The following is a 16,145-nucleotide window of genomic DNA, read 5'->3' as shown; positions in this document are numbered from 1 at the left end:
ACTTCCTTAAAGCAAAACTTTGAGCCATTACCGTAGGGTGCTGTTAGCGAAGCGTAACGCAGCAAAAGTAACGCCAGATCATGATGCGCTGTAAAGCTCCCGTTCCAAATCCCGCACCGCCTCCTGATAACCCTTCATCCCCCCAAAAGCCTTGACAATTTCCAGCGGTGTCCCAAACTGTGTAAACGGTGAAATCTTGAGAATTTGTGGTTCCTCTACCGCCTCAATCCCCTCATCTGCATACTTATCCAGCAGCGCTTCCAAAACCTTTCGCGCCTGTTCCCCATACTTGGTAAAGTAATTGCGCTTCTTAACTTCCCTAGCCCGTTCCTTGCGAGTCAACGGCGGCATATCCCAAACAATATGACAAATCAGATCAAACGGATCACAATCGAGCCCAATTTCTTCCGCCAAAGCCTCAAAAAAGACCCCCTCCTTTGCCAATTCCTCAATCACCACCTGCTTTTTCTCTGCATCACTCCACCGTCGCAGAAAATCATCTAGGGAGGCAAATTCCGTTACCAAAGCCTTGCGGGTATAATCCTTTAATGATTCCGTAATTAGCTTGCCATCTGCGTCATAATATTGCACCCGTTCTGAAGAAACCTTCACCTCCACATCCGCCACCACATACCGCCTCACCCTAGCAGCTTCTTCTTCAGTCCAATCACCCCAATCATCTCCACTAGAATCATCATGATCATCATCTATCAGTTCCTCTGGTGGTACTGGCAAATCGTCAATACTTTTTGGCTGATAAATCTGAACTGGATCACCATCAAAATCAGGGTCAGCAAACAACTCTGTTGCCTTCTTAAAATCGATAATCGTGAAGAAAAACTTACCGAAGTCCTCATTAATCCGAGTCCCCCGTCCAATAATTTGTTTAAACTCCGTCATCGACTGAATCCGCTGATCCAGCACGATTAATTTACAAGTTTGAGCATCTACCCCCGTCGTCATTAACTTAGACGTAGTAGCAATTACAGGGTAAACACTCTCCGGAAAAATAAAATTATCCAGCTCATCTTTCCCCTCCTGATTATCCCCCGTAATCCGCATCACATACTTAGAATTTTCTGCTGCTAAATCACTATTTTCATTATTAAGAGCTTGTCGCATCCGTTCGGCGTGGTCAATATTTTCACAAAAGACAATTGTTTTATCAAAGCGGTTCGTTTGCTTAAGAAACTCACTTACCTTTTGAGCAACTAACTGAGTACGCTTTTCTAGCACCAAGCTTTTATCAAAATCCTGTTGGTTATAAATCCTATCTTCAATTTCCTGCCCATATTTATCCCTCATCCCCTTACTCGGACGCCAGCCAGCCAAATCCTTATCAATATCAATTCGCACTACCTTATAAGGAGCCAAAAAACCATCATCAATCCCTTGACGTAGGGAATAAGTATAAATCGACTTACCAAAGTAATCAATATTAGAAACATCCTTAGTTTCCTTCGGTGTAGCCGTCAAACCGATTTGAGTCGCTGAGGTAAAATACTCTAAAATTTCCCGCCACGCCGAATCCTCCGCAGCACTCCCCCGATGGCATTCATCTATGACAATCAGATCGAAAAAGTCGCGGCTAAATTGCTTATAAATATTTTGGCTTTCCTCATTTCCTGTCACCGCCTGATAAAGGGAAAGATAAATCTCATAGGATTTATCCGCCTGTCGCTTCTGAATTTTCGTCATTGCCGAACCAAACGGTTTAAAATCATTAGTCATCGTCTGATCGACCAAGATATTGCGATCGGCTAAAAACAAAATCCGCTTTTTCGTCCGCGACTTCCACAACCGCCAAATAATCTGAAACGCGGTAAATGTCTTCCCCGTACCTGTCGCCATCACCAACAGAATCCGGTTTTGCCCAATGGCTATCGCTTCAATGGTTTTATTAATCGCCAGAAGCTGATAATATCGGGGTGCTTTATTACTCCCATCACTGAAATAATCCTGAGTAACAATTCCCGTCTGTTCTGCCGTTAAACCCTGATAATCTGACCACAAGCGCCACAGCATCTCCGGTGATGGCATCTGGGTAAACTCAATTTCTTGCTCTAAAACCCCATCTGTATTAATTTTGTTATGGAACAACAAGCGATCGCCATTGGAACTAAACACAAAGGGAACTTGCAACATTTCTGCATAGCCTAAAGCTTGCTGCATTCCATCCCCAACCGAATGATTATTATCTTTCGCCTCAAGTACGGCTAAGGGGATATTCGGCTTATAGAACAATACATAATCTGCTCGCTTATTCTTCCCACGGGTATGAAGTTTACCCCGCACAATAATCCGTCCATTCGTCAGGGAAAATTCCTCTCGAATCTGCGTCTGGATGTTCCAGCCAGCCTTCTCCAAAGCCGGGGTAATAAATTTCGTACAAATATCCCGTTCAGAAAGCTGCTTTTTATTCATGTTCAAAATCTCGACATATCAAACTATCTTTCATCATGTCTGATCATGATTACGGAAGATTCTGAATAACCCTATCAATTTTGCCTGTTTCCCATTGAGCAATCTGAAAATTGACAGCAAGATTTTGATAGCTGCACAAGAACTAGATAGTTAAATATGAGGCGTTTACCTAAGCTGGAATAGTGATTAACAGATGGAACTATGGCACATATTCTGCATATTGATTCTAGTCCTAGAGGAGAAAGATCCCACTCTCGCCCCATGACTAGAGAGTTTGTTGAACAATGGAAACAGACTGATCCGGCTGATAGTTTCACCTATCGAGATGTTGGTCATAATCCCGTCCCCCATGTAGATGAAATGTCGATTGCAGCGGGTTATACACCCCCAGAGGAACGTACACCCAAACTATGGGATGCAATTCCTATTAGCGAGCAACTGGTGGACGAATTTTTAGCGGCTGATCTTTATCTCATTGGCACTCCGATGTACAATTTCAGCCCTTAGTACTCCTCTGAATATATCCCTCAAGCGCTTTAATCAACTGGTCAATTTCGGTCTTTGTGGTGAAATAGTGAACACAGGCACGGACACAGTTAGGATCGAGAATAGTTCGTAGTAGGAAGCCTTGTTGTTCTAGAGAAGTTACCAACTGCTGATGAGACTCTCCATTAGTCAATACAAAAGAAACTAAACCAGATAGGGGAGGTGAGGCGGCTAGACAACGGACTGACTCTAGTTGCGATAAACCTTGCCAGAGGTACTCACTCAACAGACAAATTTGCTCGTAACGTTCTTGGGAAGTTCCCCATTGCTGATGAGTTGCGATCGCAGCACACAATCCGCTATAGAGGGGGTAAGCGGAGGTTGCTACTTCAAACTTTTGTCCATCAGGCTTCCAACCCACCGGGTTCCCAGCTTGGTCTTTGATAACGCCACGCCAACCAATGAAAGTAGGATTGATACTGGAAAAAGCATCTGGTCGTACGTACAAACCACCAATACCTTCTGGCCCGCATAACCACTTGTGACCGGTAAAGGCATAGAAATCTGCCCCTAGTTCAGTCAAATTTAAAGGTAGGGAACCCACCGATTGAGCCGCATCTACTAAAACTCTCACCACTTGGTCACCTGTAGAATAGCTACGGCAAGCCTCAACAATTTCTGCAAGGGGCAAGATTTGACCAGTGTTCCACAGAATATGGCTGAGGACGACTAGTCGAGTACGGGGTTTTAGATGTTCCGCGATTACTGCTGTGGGATTTCCCTGGTTGAGGGTTGCTAAGATTGGGCAAGTAGATACTTCTACCTGAAACCGACGTCCAATTTCTTGGGCGGTAGCAACAATACCTGGGTGTTCACAATCGGTAAGCAGTAGGTGATCGCCAGCTTGCCAATCAATCCCCCAGATGGCGATATTACAGCCAACTGTGACATCTTCTGTCAGGGTAATTGTCTGTACTGGCACTCCTAACTCAGAAGCGATCGCTCGTCTAGTTTGCTTTCCTGCATCGATTAGCCACTCATTCACCTGACCAGAAAACGGTCCGTGCTGCTGAATATATTCGTAAGCTTGCTGAATAGCCGTCAGCGAGGCTTGGGGGAGGGGACCTTGACCGCCAAAGTTGAAATAGGCTTTATTGGCTAATGCTGGAAATTGTTGCCGATGGCTCTCAAGAGCCTTTGGCGTAAGATAGATGCCAGTCATGGGAGGACTCAGAAAGAACCAAAAATTTATTGTATACGTTTATAACCTTTGTCCCGAAACAAGGCAAGCCCGAAAAACTGCAATATATTCCGGTTACCTTGGTAATTACGTAGATAAATCAGATAACTCTATGAAGACTATTTCGATGTGTTAATTTAGCTAATACATATGATTATCGAAACCAGAGGTTAAACACCCTGGCGGAAAACCATCACTTCGGTGCATCCTTATCAAACTTAAAAGGTTCGCTGCTTACCCTTAGCAAACCTCTTCGACTGACTTACAAAAGAGGAAATTCTTCTCTGTCTTTGCCAGCAATATCAGGAATGCATAACTTCTACCCTTATAGACCAGCGACTGATCTGACAAAAGCAGAGAAGCCTTTGCCATGCCATGAGTTTGAGAGGATAACCAAACACGAGTAAAGTTTTACTTAAAACAAGCTCCTGAGCTTTGTCCGTTTAGTTGTGGCTTGAGCAACCTCACTACTGACAGCTATTTAATAATTTATCTGGGTGGTGCTACTCATCAGGATTAAGACTCTCATCTCGACAATCGTCGAGATGCACGTATCTACACCACTACCTGATCGCCATGAATAGAGTTAACGGCGATATTTTTTTATTGTCAACACTGCTGCCTTCAGGGAGATTAGCCTCAATCTCCTGCTTTTGAGTAACTTAAGCACTGCTAGAGAAACTAAGAGAAAATCTGACCCAATTTATAGTTAATGAACTTATTTGACGATGAGAGCTAAAATACCACAATTTGATTCCCCAACTCAACCACATCCTTCTAGTTATCAGGAAAACGAATCTTCTCTTCTGCGATGGTTTTATAACTTACCAGTGAGAAGCAAACAGCTCACTGGTCTGTTTACTTCTGAGGTACTCTCTATCGTAGGGCTAGTGGGTGTTGGGGCTGTGTTGATTGTAGTGGGAGGGCGAACTCAATTACGACAGCAAGCTCAGTCGGAATTAGTAGTCACCGAGATTAATTACAACATTAAAATTGACCAAATGGGCTTCGGTTTTCGTGGTCAATCTGACAATCCTGCCATCATTAAAGCAGCATCTGACCATAGCTCCGGTAAATCTGTCAACGAGTTAGAACTCTCTCAAGTGAAGCTGATTCTCCAAAATGAGATCAAGGCTCGCCAAATTGAATATGCCACCTTAGTAGGCAGCGATAAAAAAATTATCGCTAATGCCAACATCAATAGGGCTGGCCAGAGTTTTGACCCCAACAACCTCGTTAGTCAAGTACTCAGGAATCCGGAGCAAATTAAAACTAGTCAAATTGTCAGTAGGCAAGAATTACTTAAAGAGTCACCGCCACTGCCCGAAGGTTTTACTCAACCAGAGGCTCTGATCCGTTACACTGTCACTCCTGTCAAGGGTCAAAATGGTCAGGTGGTTGGCGTGTTAGTTTCTGGGGATATTGTTAATGGCAAATCGCCGATTGTTGAAAACACCATTAATGCCTTTGATGGAGGTTACAGTGCTGTTTATGCCTACCAACCCTCTGGAGAATTTACTCTAGCCACAGCTTTAGACCAAGCTGAAAACCTTAATGGGGAACCAGTCAAATCTGGTGAAGCCTTATCTAATAAATCTTTACTAGAAAAAGCTACTGAGCAGCCAGGAAAGATCGTCACTGCCAGAAAGGTAGTGGGAGAGCAAACCTACACCATGGCGGCTAAAGCGATCACCGATGCTAATCAGCAACCTGTTGCTGTTTTGGTACGGGGAACTCCAGAAACGGCACTGAATACACTTCTGGGAAATAGTCTTCTGTTACAGTTGGTCGTCTCTGTCTTGGCTTTGTCGGCAGATGTCTTGTTGGCAATTTTGCTAGGACGCTCGATTGGTGAGCCGATCAAAGATCTACAGGAAACTACCCAAAAATTTGCCAACGGTGATCGCCGTATCCGCGCTAAGAGTCAAAATACTGATGAACTGGGGCAACTAGCAGAAACTTTCAATGAATTAGCCGACAAAATTGTCTTTGGAGAGACAAGTCTGGCACAGCAGTTGATTCGTCAAAGAACGGAGGCGGAGCGATCGCAATTTTTTGCCGACTTTACCAGCCGCCTCTATCAATCTCTGACAGTGGAAGATATTCTGAGTACTTCCATCGAAGAAATCCGCACGGTACTACAGGCAGAGCGTATCTTGATCTATCGCTTAAATTCTGACTTGCAAGGCGGGGAAGTCACTAGCGAATCAATAGCACCTGGTTGGACGCCAACTAAGGGGCGAGCCTTCAATGAAACTTTATGGGAAGGTAACATCAGTACTTACCGCAATGAGCGTGTCTGGGTTAGTAACAATCTTGAGGAGGTCAACTTAAGCACTGAGCAAAGGCAAATTTTTGAGGCGCTTCGGGTCAAGGCGAGTATGGTTGCGCCCATTTTGCAAGATGATCAACCTGTAGCTTTTTTGTGTGTTCATCAGTGTTCTGGCATTAGGATTTGGCAGCAAGAAGAAGTTGCTTTCTTAAGGCAGTTAGCGACTCAGACGAGCTTCGCTCTTAAACAAGCTAATCTGATTGAACAATTGGAACGAGCACGACGGGAAGCAGAATTAGGTCGTCAGAAGGCGATAGAATTCTCTCAAGTGGAGCAAGCACGCCAAATTGCTGAGTTGACTTCTAGTGAGCAACGTCAGCAAAAAGAAGAACTGCAACGCCAGGTAATTGCACTGCTGAGTGATATTGAAGGTTCGGTACAGGGAGACCTCACAGTACGCGCTGAGGTGACTGATACCGAAATTGGTACTGTAGCTGACTTCTTCAACGCTATTGTGGAAAACCAGCGGCAGATTGTCATGCAGGTGAAACAAGCCTCTACCCAAGTTAACTCCTCCCTCCGCCAAGATGAACAAGCTGTCGGGAAACTCTCAGAGCAAGCGCTTCAACAGGCGGAAGAAATTAATCTCGGCTTAGAGTCGCTCTTGAGGATGACTTACTCTGTTCAAGCGGTAGCAGAAAACGCTCGCCAAGCCGCAGCAGTTGCCCATACAGCCTCCCAAGCAGCAGAAACGGGTGGAGTGGCAATTGATGGCACGGTAGAAAACATCATGAATTTGCAAGCCAAGGTGGTAGGAACTGCTGACAAGGTGAAGATTCTTGGTGAATCTTCGCAACAAATTGCCAAGGTGGTTTCTTTGGTTCAACAAATTTCTCTCAAGACCAATTTGTTGTCGATTAATGCTGGTATTGAAGCCAACCGTAGTGGAGAAGAAGGTGAAGGCTTCCGAGTAATTGCTACACAAATCGGTGAATTGGCAACTCAATCAGTCAGTGCCACAGCAGAAATTGAAAAGGTAATTGACGTGATTATGCGAGGGACGAAAGAAGTGGTTGAGGCTATGGAAGAAGGCAGAACTCATGTGGTTGATAGTGCTCGTTTGGTAGTAGATGCCAAGCAGAGTATGGAGAAAATTGTTGAAGTTTCACGTCAGATTGATAATTTAGTGCAATCGATTTCCTCAGAGACTGTCTCTCAAGCACAAACCTCTGAGGAAGTAACGGCTTTGATGCAAGAAATTGCTAGATTCTCTCAAGTCACTTCCGAATCCTCTCGCCAAGTTTGTGGCAATTTACAACAAACTGTTGAGGTGGCGGAGCAATTACAGAGGTCTGTTGGTAGATTCAAGATTGACTCTCATGAGTTACAGTAAAACTCGCATCAATACCTGAGATTTTGCTGCCTTACTACTCAAAATTGCTCGTTGATTGATGAATCTTTATCTAATCTTGGGATAATGCATCACTAGTTTACTAAGTGATGATACAAGTAGTTGTTGAACTTCTTGGTCAGGTTCAGTTTTGTTCTTTAACACCTGAACCATGACTTCTGCCTGTTGATTAATTGCTTAATATCAACCGCGTGAAATAATCTGAGTTTTGGCATGAAGCTGGGTAGCAATTCAGTCTCTGGTCAAGATTTAGTAAATATTCCAACCGAAAATAATGTTTTTGATGTATCATAGTTGTCAACTTCAATTTTCGACATCAAAGATTGAGTGCATCTCCACAAGCATCGAACGAAGTATTTGAATTAGGGAAATTATTCCTTAGTAGTATCTACAGATTTTTGGTTGGTGATAGCTATCTTGGTAGTTTAGATATAGATTTTACTGATTAAGGTCGTTAATCAAACTTGGAGATTAGTGGTGAGTTTTAGAGCAAATTTAGATCTCATTATCGCCAGTTTTCAGGGAAAGTAAAACGTTACAATCCTCTGTTGACCGCAAATAAATTTGAGGTGCTGGTGGCGGAATATTTCTGCTGTCAATATCCTGTTGTCAAGGTTCTAAGATTTATCAAAAATTCATGAATCAAGGCAAAAAACAGAAGATAAAAAAATCACTGCTGCCTACTAACTAAGAAAAATTAATCCTCGGAATAGGCTTTAAAAAACTATGACTGCTACCTACAATTTTTACCTGGTAGTTTTATCTGCTTTAATTGCTGTACTTGCTTCTTACACAACCCTTGAGTTAGCTCGTAAAGTTACGGCATCACAAGGCTTGACTCGCAGACTCTGGCTAACAGGAGGGGCGATTGCTATGGGTACAGGAATTTGGTCAATGCATTTTGTTGCGATGCTCGCCTTTTCTATCCCAATATTTATTGGCTACAACCTGATGATTGTCCTCGCCTCGCTAATTGTCGCGATCTTAGCGTCTCTACAGGCGCTGTTTATTATCTGTCGCCCCAAATCTAATGCGCAAATCTTGCTCTCCGGCAGCATTGCTATGGGTATTGGTATTGCCTCTATGCACTATATCGGTATGGCAGCGATGGAAATGCCAGCTACCCTGCGTTACAAACCCAGTCTATTTTTACTATCGGTAGCCATTGCGATCGCAGTTTCCCTAGTAGCATTGAAGCTTGCCATCAGGTTTCGTGAGGGAGTTAGATCAAAACGCACGGGGTCAAAGATCTTCAATGCTTTTATCATGGGATCGGCGGTGCTTTCTATGCATTACACGGGAATGGCAGCAGCTGTCTTCAAACCTGAGCCGAGTAAGCTAGTTGAAGCACCTGGTTTAGATAATCTATCTTTAGCCTATATTGTCTGCCTTGGTACGCTTCTAATTATCAGCATGACCATAGCTTCGATGGCAATTAACTCTCCGTCGAAAGATTTTGTAAGTTAGGCAAAAGGACAATTTTTAAGCTAGGACAAAACATTCTTGAATTAGGCTTTTAGGCTTTGCCTCCACAAAAATTGGGCTTCTTATCCAGAAATAACCCAAGAGGGTTACTGCAATCTTTGCAACGCTGCTCGTTTAGGATCGAGAATTTTCTGTCCTAAGCCAGGAAATTTAACCGCAATGCTGACTTTGTTCCCTGAACCAAACACATGAGTTACTTCACCAGTGCCAAAGGTATCATGAATTAGTAATTCGCCAACTTCCCATACTTGAGACTCTGTTGTTGAGCCTGGGGATTTTTGATTTTTAGTTTTGCTTGAAGATGGCAGATTTTTGGGAGAACTTAATTCTAAAACCTGGGAACTTTTAACCTTAATTTTATAAGTACTGCTGACAAGTTCTTTGGGCAATTCGTCCAGAAACTGAGAACGCACTGCTGGTTCCCGATTACCATAGAGGCGGCGTTCACGAGCATGAGAAAGAAACAGTTGATCTTGGGCACGGGTGATACCCACATAACAGAGACGGCGTTCTTCCTCTAAAGCAGCAGTATCTCTCATGGTGCGGCTATGGGGGAATAATCCTTGCTCTAAGCCAACCATGAATACTACAGGAAACTCTAATCCTTTGGCAGAATGTAGCGTCATCAGCGATACTGCTTTTTGCCCTTCTTCGAGGTTATCTAAGTCTGAAGCGAGAGAAGCATTAGCTAAAAAACCTCCTAAACTGGTGTCTTCGTTGTCTTCCTGAAATTGGAGAACAGCGTTATATAGTTCAAAAATATTTTCTAGTCGGTTTTCAGCTTCCTCAGTGCCTTTATTTCTTAAGTCATGAATATAACCAGACTCTTCCATAATTCCCCGAACCACCTCAGCCGCTTCTAGGTTCTCAATTTGTTCCTGCCACTGCTTAATTAGCTGAGCAAACTTATTAACTGCTTTAGCGGATCTGCCAGCCATGGTATTAACTGAGGTTTCGTCGTTGATGATTTCCCAAAGAGGTGTGCTAAGTTGTTGACCAGCAACCATAAGATTATCGATAGTAGCTTGACCAATACCACGTCGGGGTGTGTTAATTACTCGCAGGAGACTGACAGTATCAGCCGGGTTGGCAAGTACCCGCAAATAGGCTAGAGCATCTTTAATTTCTTTACGATCATAGAATTTTAGACCGCCAACAATAAGGTAGGGTACTCTTCCCCGCAAGACATCTTCAAAGGGGCGAGATTGAGCGTTGGTGCGGTAAAGAATGGCAAAACTTCCCCAGTCTAGTTCGGGGTTTTCTTGTTCTAATTTGCGAATTTGATTAACAACAAATTTGGCTTCTTCTACCTCATCATCGGCTTTATGGCAATAAATTTGCTCTCCGACACCTCGAGTTGCTTTAAGGACTTTATCAATGCGTTCAGTATTATTTTCAATTAGCTGGTTAGCTGCTTGGAGAATGTTTTCTCTAGAACGATAGTTTTCTTCTAATTTCACCATTGTTCGGGTATCTTCGTCTGGCAAACCATCACCAAAGTCCGATTGAAAACCCAACAAAATAGTAAAGTCTGCCTGCCTAAAGGAATAGATTGATTGGTCGGCATCACCTACCACAAAAATCGAACGACTGCGCCAATTCCATGCAGTTTTTTGGGTTTCTCCATTAGTGGTCAGTAGGCGAATTAGTTCGTATTGAATGCGGTTAGTATCTTGATATTCATCCACTAAAATGTGATGAAATTGCCGATGCCAATAGCCCAAAACCGTTTCATTTTGCTGAAATAGTTTGGAAGTTACTAAAATCAGGTCATCAAAATCTAGGGCATTGTTGGCAGCTAGTTGATCTTGGTAAATACTATAGACTTCAGCTTGGACTCGTCCTTTATAATTATTTTGTTCTTGCTCGAATTCTTGAGGAGATAAGCCCTGGTTTTTGGCGTTGCTGATAGCGTAGCGGACACTACGTGGGTCAAATTTGCGGTCATCTAGGTTTAACTGTTTGGTAGCAATATTTTTGACCAAACTTTGCACATCTGATTCATCAAAGATGGAAAAATTGCGGCTCCACTGCCGTCCTTTTTCGTCTTGATATTTATTGAGATCAAAGCGGAGTATTCGAGCAAATAAACTGTGGAAAGTGCCAATCCACAAAGGCTTGGTGATGGTTTTATAAACTTGCGATCGCAACTTAGCTTGTGCTTCTTCTGGTAGTAATTCCAGACGTGTACCGTGTTTTTGTTGCGCTAAATGCTGAGTAAATATACTCTCAATTCGGTTTTTCATCTCCCGTGCGGCTTTGTTGGTGAAAGTTACCGCCAGGATATTTTCTGGATCGACTTTGTGCTGGAGAATCAGATTAGCAATTCGATAAGTCAATGCTCTGGTTTTGCCGGAACCTGCTCCCGCTACTACCAGCAACGGCCCACAAAAATGCTCGACAGCACGACGTTGAGAAGAGTTAAGTTGGCTAAGGAAATCGGGAGTTGCTCTCATGAGAGTGATAGCGGCGATCGCGGCAATAATGGCTAACCTCAGCAGGCAAATTTTCAACAAAGTTGCTGCTGAGGTTAAGCCCTATCATCTCATATACTATCTGATAGATTCTGCTTCCCGTCACCGCCTTGGGTGAGTTCGAGCAATTGCCGAAGTTAGATGAGCTTAGTTTTCAAAAAACTAGTCTTCTTGACATCCTCCCCGCCTGGAGAAAATGATCAAAATATCCGAGCAATTAGGACAAATCTAGAAGGCATCATCCCTTGATATTTAAGCAACTTCTACAAACACACCGCTTCGTGCAAACTCCTCCTCCTCAGGCGTGAAGTACGGAGCTTGATCTACGAGATCAGGGTTAAAGTAATAGGTATCCTGGAGAAATTGTCCACTGATCACAGCTTCTTCCAAATCCCGAATGTAATCTTGTGCCACAAGGCAGGCTTCCTTGATGCCTTCAGGATCACCCTTCTCTAACAGCTTTTGCAATGTTGTTCTCGCCCCGGCAAGCCGTGACGCTGGCTTAAGCATCCCGTAGAGGTGGTAGATGCGATCGGTGGCAATGCTGATATGTTTGAGCGCTTTGGCACGAGCTAGTTCAGAGTCAAGGCTGGGCCAATAGCGGGTCGTGTAGAATGCCCTCTCATCCTTGTGATACCACTCCTCAGAGCGAGCAATAGACGAGGAGACAGTATTGTGCAGCTTCCAGAAGAATAGGCGAAGGGATGAACCATCTACTACAGTAGAGAGCTTAGCATCCATTGACACCTCAAAGTTATCAAGGCGCGGATCACGTCCGAGCAAAAGGTACTCCATCGGGTACATTTCCACCTCTTTATTCTGCACGACGTACATGTTGAGGTGGTGGCGGCAGTAGGGGCAAGGGTACATGGTGGCAAACAAACGGAAGAAGTCTTTGAAGACTGCTACCAAGGCGGTTTGTTGCTCAGGAGTTTTGCTAGACAAAATCTCAGCCGTGGTGTGGAAAAAACGCCACACCGCAGGACCAATATAGTAGGGGAAGCTCACCCGCATTTGGGCATCTTTCACATCAGTGCGGTTTAGGTAGACATCAATGAATGCCACATACTGTGAAAGTGCTCCTGACTCACGCCCAAACTCTTGACGTTCGCGCCGTTTCTGCACCCCATTCAGGTAGTGATGTGTGAGACGCCATGCTTGTTTGAGCATTAGCTTCTTTTTTGGGGTGGACTGGGGAAAGCCCTCAGCCACATCCGCCCCATAACGGTCAAACTCTCCCACGGCTTTGGTGGAATCATACCACTGGTTCAAAGCAACTTCGTCAGGCACGGTGCTACTCTGAATATTCGCTGCGGTGCTTACACTGAAAGCCGCCAGCAGTTTCGGCATGAAGTCCTCATACCAATAGGCTACGGGCATCATCGCACCATCAATTTCTTCTGATGCATCGGAGAGGATGACACGGTTCCACTGCTTCAGGTAGTCCTTTGGGTTTCCCTTTGACTTGTCAGGGGGTGGCGCAAACTCCTCATTTAGCTCCATTTGCCTCAGACGGTTGAGTTCGTTGATGGCAAGCACGCCTTCTGCAATGTCACGCAAGTTGAGCTGCTTTTTCTTAATTGTGATCGCAAACTCGACCCCCGCTGCAAATTTCTCTTTGACAGTGGCGGACTTACTGCGCGCCTCCAACATTGCTTTTTCTTGTGCCAACATCTCTGGCGTCTTTTCCACTGTATTCCAGTTTTGGATACGCTCTTCTAGTCGGCTATACTCATCTGCGATCGATTCCACCACCGCATCCAGTACGGGGTAACACGCCTCTTCCACCACGCCTAACCCTTTGTACAGCTCGATCGCCGTCTTCACAAATTGTGCAAAATCAGTAATTCTGTAGGGCAGGCTTCTCACACGCAGGTGGGTTTCGTGGTTTGCTGAGAAACTCTCGCGGAAGCAACGGTAAGCTGCTCCCTGGATGAGACGAAATAAACCAATCTGCATCTGCAACAGCGATGTACCGCGCTTCGTCTCATTCTGTGGATGTTTAGCAAGTAGTTCTTTGAGTCGTGCTACCTCTGTATCTATCTCAGTGGAGGCTTTCTGGGGAGTGGGTTCAGTGGGGGCAGAGGCTGTACTGATGGTAGTTCCTACTGTACTTTGGGTAGGAGTTGCTGTACTCCTTGAAGTTGCGCTTGGTTGGAGGGAAGCGGAGGTAATTGGCGATTCTTTATAACCTGTTATTGTCTCTGATTCGTCCGGCACCAGCTTACAGAATTCCTCAAAGTCAATTGAGGCATCGCCATCGTGATCCACTTCTTTGATGATCTCATCGAGTTCTTCATCCGTCAGTCCAAACTGACTCATAACATTGTGCAGTTCATTGACCGTGATCTGACCACTGCCGTCCGGATCAAAAACACTGAACGCTAGTTTGAGGCGGCTTTCACGATCTCCTTGCCGAGAAACCATCAGGGCTTTGAACTCATCCAAATCGATCGTGCCTGACAAGTCAACGTCTACTTCTTTGATCATGTCGCGCAGTTCCGTGTCGCTGGGACTCTGCCCCAATGAACGCATCACCTGTCCCAGTTCTTCGGCTGAGATGGCTCCACTGCTATCAGCGTCAAACACGTTGAACGCTTCCCACAGCTTTTCTACCTCTGCCTCGCTCATTGGCGTTGTTTCCGATTCCACAGATGTCATAAGTAGATTATCAGTAGATTATCCCCATTTTTAAAATTCTTCATGCATAGATGAGGATTTGTCAATAATCTCTGTACGCTTACGATAAGGATAAGATGGTTTGACCCCATCCCCAAGGATTTCAAGGGAGCCAGCAGCTACAGTTATATCTCGGCATTGAGCAAAAAAAATGCGCTTCTTCACCCCCGAACAGCAACTAGTGCCATTACCAGAAGAAGCAGCACAACAGGAAACTTAACAAGCGGAACGCTTAGCAGCTAAACTCCGGGAATTAGGTGTTAATCCAGATACTATCTAGAATTCCCAAAATCTTCCCTAAGTCCCAAAGATAATTAGTAGAGACGCCAATGCGCCTCTACCAAACACTAACTCTTAGGAATTAATTAACTAGCCTACTGCAACTGAAGCAGGCTCTTTGAGTGCTTCCTTGAGTAGTTCTACTTTATCGGTCTTTTCCCAAGGCAAATCCAAATCGGGACGACCAAGATGGCCATAAGCCGCGACATCTTGATAGAAACGGCCACCGCGTTCGGCTGGCAAACGGCGCAGATTGAAGGCCTGGATAATGCCAGCAGGACGGAGTTCAAAATGCTGTTTCACCAGTTCCAGCAGTCTTTCTTCCTCAACCTTACCAGTCCCAAAAGTTTCTACTAAAATACTCACCGGTCGGGCCACTCCGATGGCGTAACTTAACTGCACTTCGCACTTTTCGGCCAAACCAGCAGCCACAATGTTTTTCGCCACGTAGCGGCAAGCATAAGCTGCCGAACGGTCTACTTTTGTGGGGTCTTTTCCGGAAAAAGCACCGCCGCCATGACGAGAATAACCACCGTAGGTATCAATAATAATTTTGCGGCCCGTCAGACCAGCATCTCCTTGAGGGCCACCGATGACAAACTTGCCAGTTGGGTTGACAAGGAAGCGGGTTTGTGAGTCTGGCTTAATATCAATTTCTGCAAAAGCAGGCTGCACTACAGCTTCCCAAAGATCCTCTTTAATCTTTTCTTGTATAGCTGCTGCGGCAGTGATTTCCCCAATTGCGGGGGCATGTTGTGTAGAAATTAGAATAGTATCAATCCCTACAGGGCGTCCGTCTTCATAGACTACAGTGACTTGGGTTTTGCCATCAGGACGTAGGTAAGGCAAAAGGCCAGTTTTACGTACTGCCGCCAGACGTCGAGCCAATCTATGGGCTAGACTAATCGGCATAGGCATCATTTCGGGAGTCTCATTGCAGGCAAAGCCGAACATCAGACCCTGATCACCAGCACCAATCGCGTCTAATTGATCTTCGCTCATCTGTTCCCGACTTTCGTGGGCAGTGGTGACGCCTTGGGCAATATCGGGAGATTGTTCATCTAAAGCTACCAAAACAGAGCAACTGTTGGCACAGAAGCCGTACTCGGAGTTAGTGTAGCCAATTTCCGCAATTTTTTGGCGTGCTAAATCAATATAATTGACATGGGCTTGGGAGGTTACTTCACCGGTAATGAGCAACAAACCAGTGTTGGCAACAACTTCTGCTGCAACACGGCTTTGCTCGTCTTGGGTGAGTAGGGCGTCTAAAATCGTGTCGGAAATTTGATCACAGATTTTATCAGGATGACCTTCCGTAACCGATTCTGAAGTAAATAAATAGCGACGAGTCAACTCAATTCTCCTTGAACAAGTGGCTAGAGTAATGAAGGGCTT

The 16,145-nt window shown here is 44.7% G+C and carries 7 protein-coding genes and 2 pseudogenes; 4 read left to right on the top strand and 5 right to left on the bottom strand.

Going from position 1 to position 16,145, the window contains the following annotated elements; genetic code table 11:
• Positions 1–78: 78 nt before the first annotated feature.
• The gene (gene hsdR / locus ACT7WV_RS07575) at positions 79–2,424 is read right to left on the bottom strand and encodes an EcoAI/FtnUII family type I restriction enzme subunit R (protein WP_445102317.1); all 2,346 of its coding nucleotides are present in this window, start codon (positions 2,422–2,424) and stop codon (positions 79–81) included.
• 201 nt (positions 2,425–2,625) lie between these two features.
• Here hsdR and ACT7WV_RS07570 point away from each other — a divergent pair.
• A pseudogene (locus ACT7WV_RS07570) lies at positions 2,626–2,925 on the top strand (FMN-dependent NADH-azoreductase); the annotation flags it as partial.
• On the opposite strand, the gene ACT7WV_RS07565 reads toward ACT7WV_RS07570, so the two are convergent.
• A complete protein-coding gene (locus ACT7WV_RS07565; protein ID WP_445102315.1) occupies positions 2,921–4,132 on the bottom strand; it encodes an aminotransferase class V-fold PLP-dependent enzyme in 1,212 nt (403 codons plus the stop codon). The pseudogene ACT7WV_RS07570 and the gene ACT7WV_RS07565 sit on opposite strands and share 5 nt — an antisense overlap.
• 746 nt (positions 4,133–4,878) lie before the next feature.
• Here ACT7WV_RS07565 and ACT7WV_RS07560 point away from each other — a divergent pair.
• The gene (locus ACT7WV_RS07560; RefSeq protein WP_445102314.1) at positions 4,879–7,815 is read left to right on the top strand and encodes a methyl-accepting chemotaxis protein; all 2,937 of its coding nucleotides are present in this window, start codon (positions 4,879–4,881) and stop codon (positions 7,813–7,815) included.
• Positions 7,816–8,559: 744 nt separating this feature from the next.
• Positions 8,560–9,300, top strand: a complete 741-nt coding sequence (locus ACT7WV_RS07555) for an MHYT domain-containing protein (protein WP_445102313.1) — start codon at positions 8,560–8,562, stop codon at positions 9,298–9,300.
• Between the two features lie 104 nt (positions 9,301–9,404).
• Here the strand turns inward: ACT7WV_RS07555 and pcrA are convergent, their stop codons facing one another.
• The gene (pcrA, locus tag ACT7WV_RS07550) at positions 9,405–11,774 is read right to left on the bottom strand and encodes a DNA helicase PcrA (protein ID WP_445105600.1); all 2,370 of its coding nucleotides are present in this window, start codon (positions 11,772–11,774) and stop codon (positions 9,405–9,407) included.
• Between the two features lie 270 nt (positions 11,775–12,044).
• Entirely contained in the window at positions 12,045–14,453 is a 2,409-nt protein-coding gene (locus tag ACT7WV_RS07545; protein ID WP_445102312.1) for an EF-hand domain-containing protein, read from the bottom strand.
• Positions 14,454–14,557: 104 nt separating this feature from the next.
• Between ACT7WV_RS07545 and ACT7WV_RS25830 the strand changes: the two are divergent.
• A pseudogene (locus ACT7WV_RS25830) lies at positions 14,558–14,691 on the top strand (Uma2 family endonuclease); the annotation flags it as partial.
• A gap of 149 nt (positions 14,692–14,840) precedes the next feature.
• On the opposite strand, the gene metK reads toward ACT7WV_RS25830, so the two are convergent.
• Entirely contained in the window at positions 14,841–16,103 is a 1,263-nt protein-coding gene (metK, locus tag ACT7WV_RS07540) for a methionine adenosyltransferase (RefSeq protein WP_445102311.1), read from the bottom strand.
• Positions 16,104–16,145: the final 42 nt, after the last annotated feature.

This window comes from Symploca atlantica LB2515, from assembly GCF_052546295.1.
This window is presented reverse-complemented; position numbering and strand designations above follow the sequence as displayed.

Excerpts from the sequence above, each read along its gene's own strand:
- pcrA (WP_445105600.1), bottom strand. The coding sequence starts at position 11,774 with ATGAGAGCAACTCCCGATTTCCTTAGCCAACTTAACTCTTCTCAACGT.
- ACT7WV_RS07545 (WP_445102312.1), bottom strand. The coding sequence starts at position 14,453 with ATGACATCTGTGGAATCGGAAACAACGCCAATGAGCGAGGCAGAGGTA.
- ACT7WV_RS07565 (WP_445102315.1), bottom strand. The coding sequence starts at position 4,132 with ATGACTGGCATCTATCTTACGCCAAAGGCTCTTGAGAGCCATCGGCAA.
- ACT7WV_RS07555 (WP_445102313.1), top strand. The coding sequence starts at position 8,560 with ATGACTGCTACCTACAATTTTTACCTGGTAGTTTTATCTGCTTTAATT.
- hsdR (WP_445102317.1), bottom strand. The coding sequence starts at position 2,424 with ATGAATAAAAAGCAGCTTTCTGAACGGGATATTTGTACGAAATTTATT.
- ACT7WV_RS07560 (WP_445102314.1), top strand. The coding sequence starts at position 4,879 with ATGAGAGCTAAAATACCACAATTTGATTCCCCAACTCAACCACATCCT.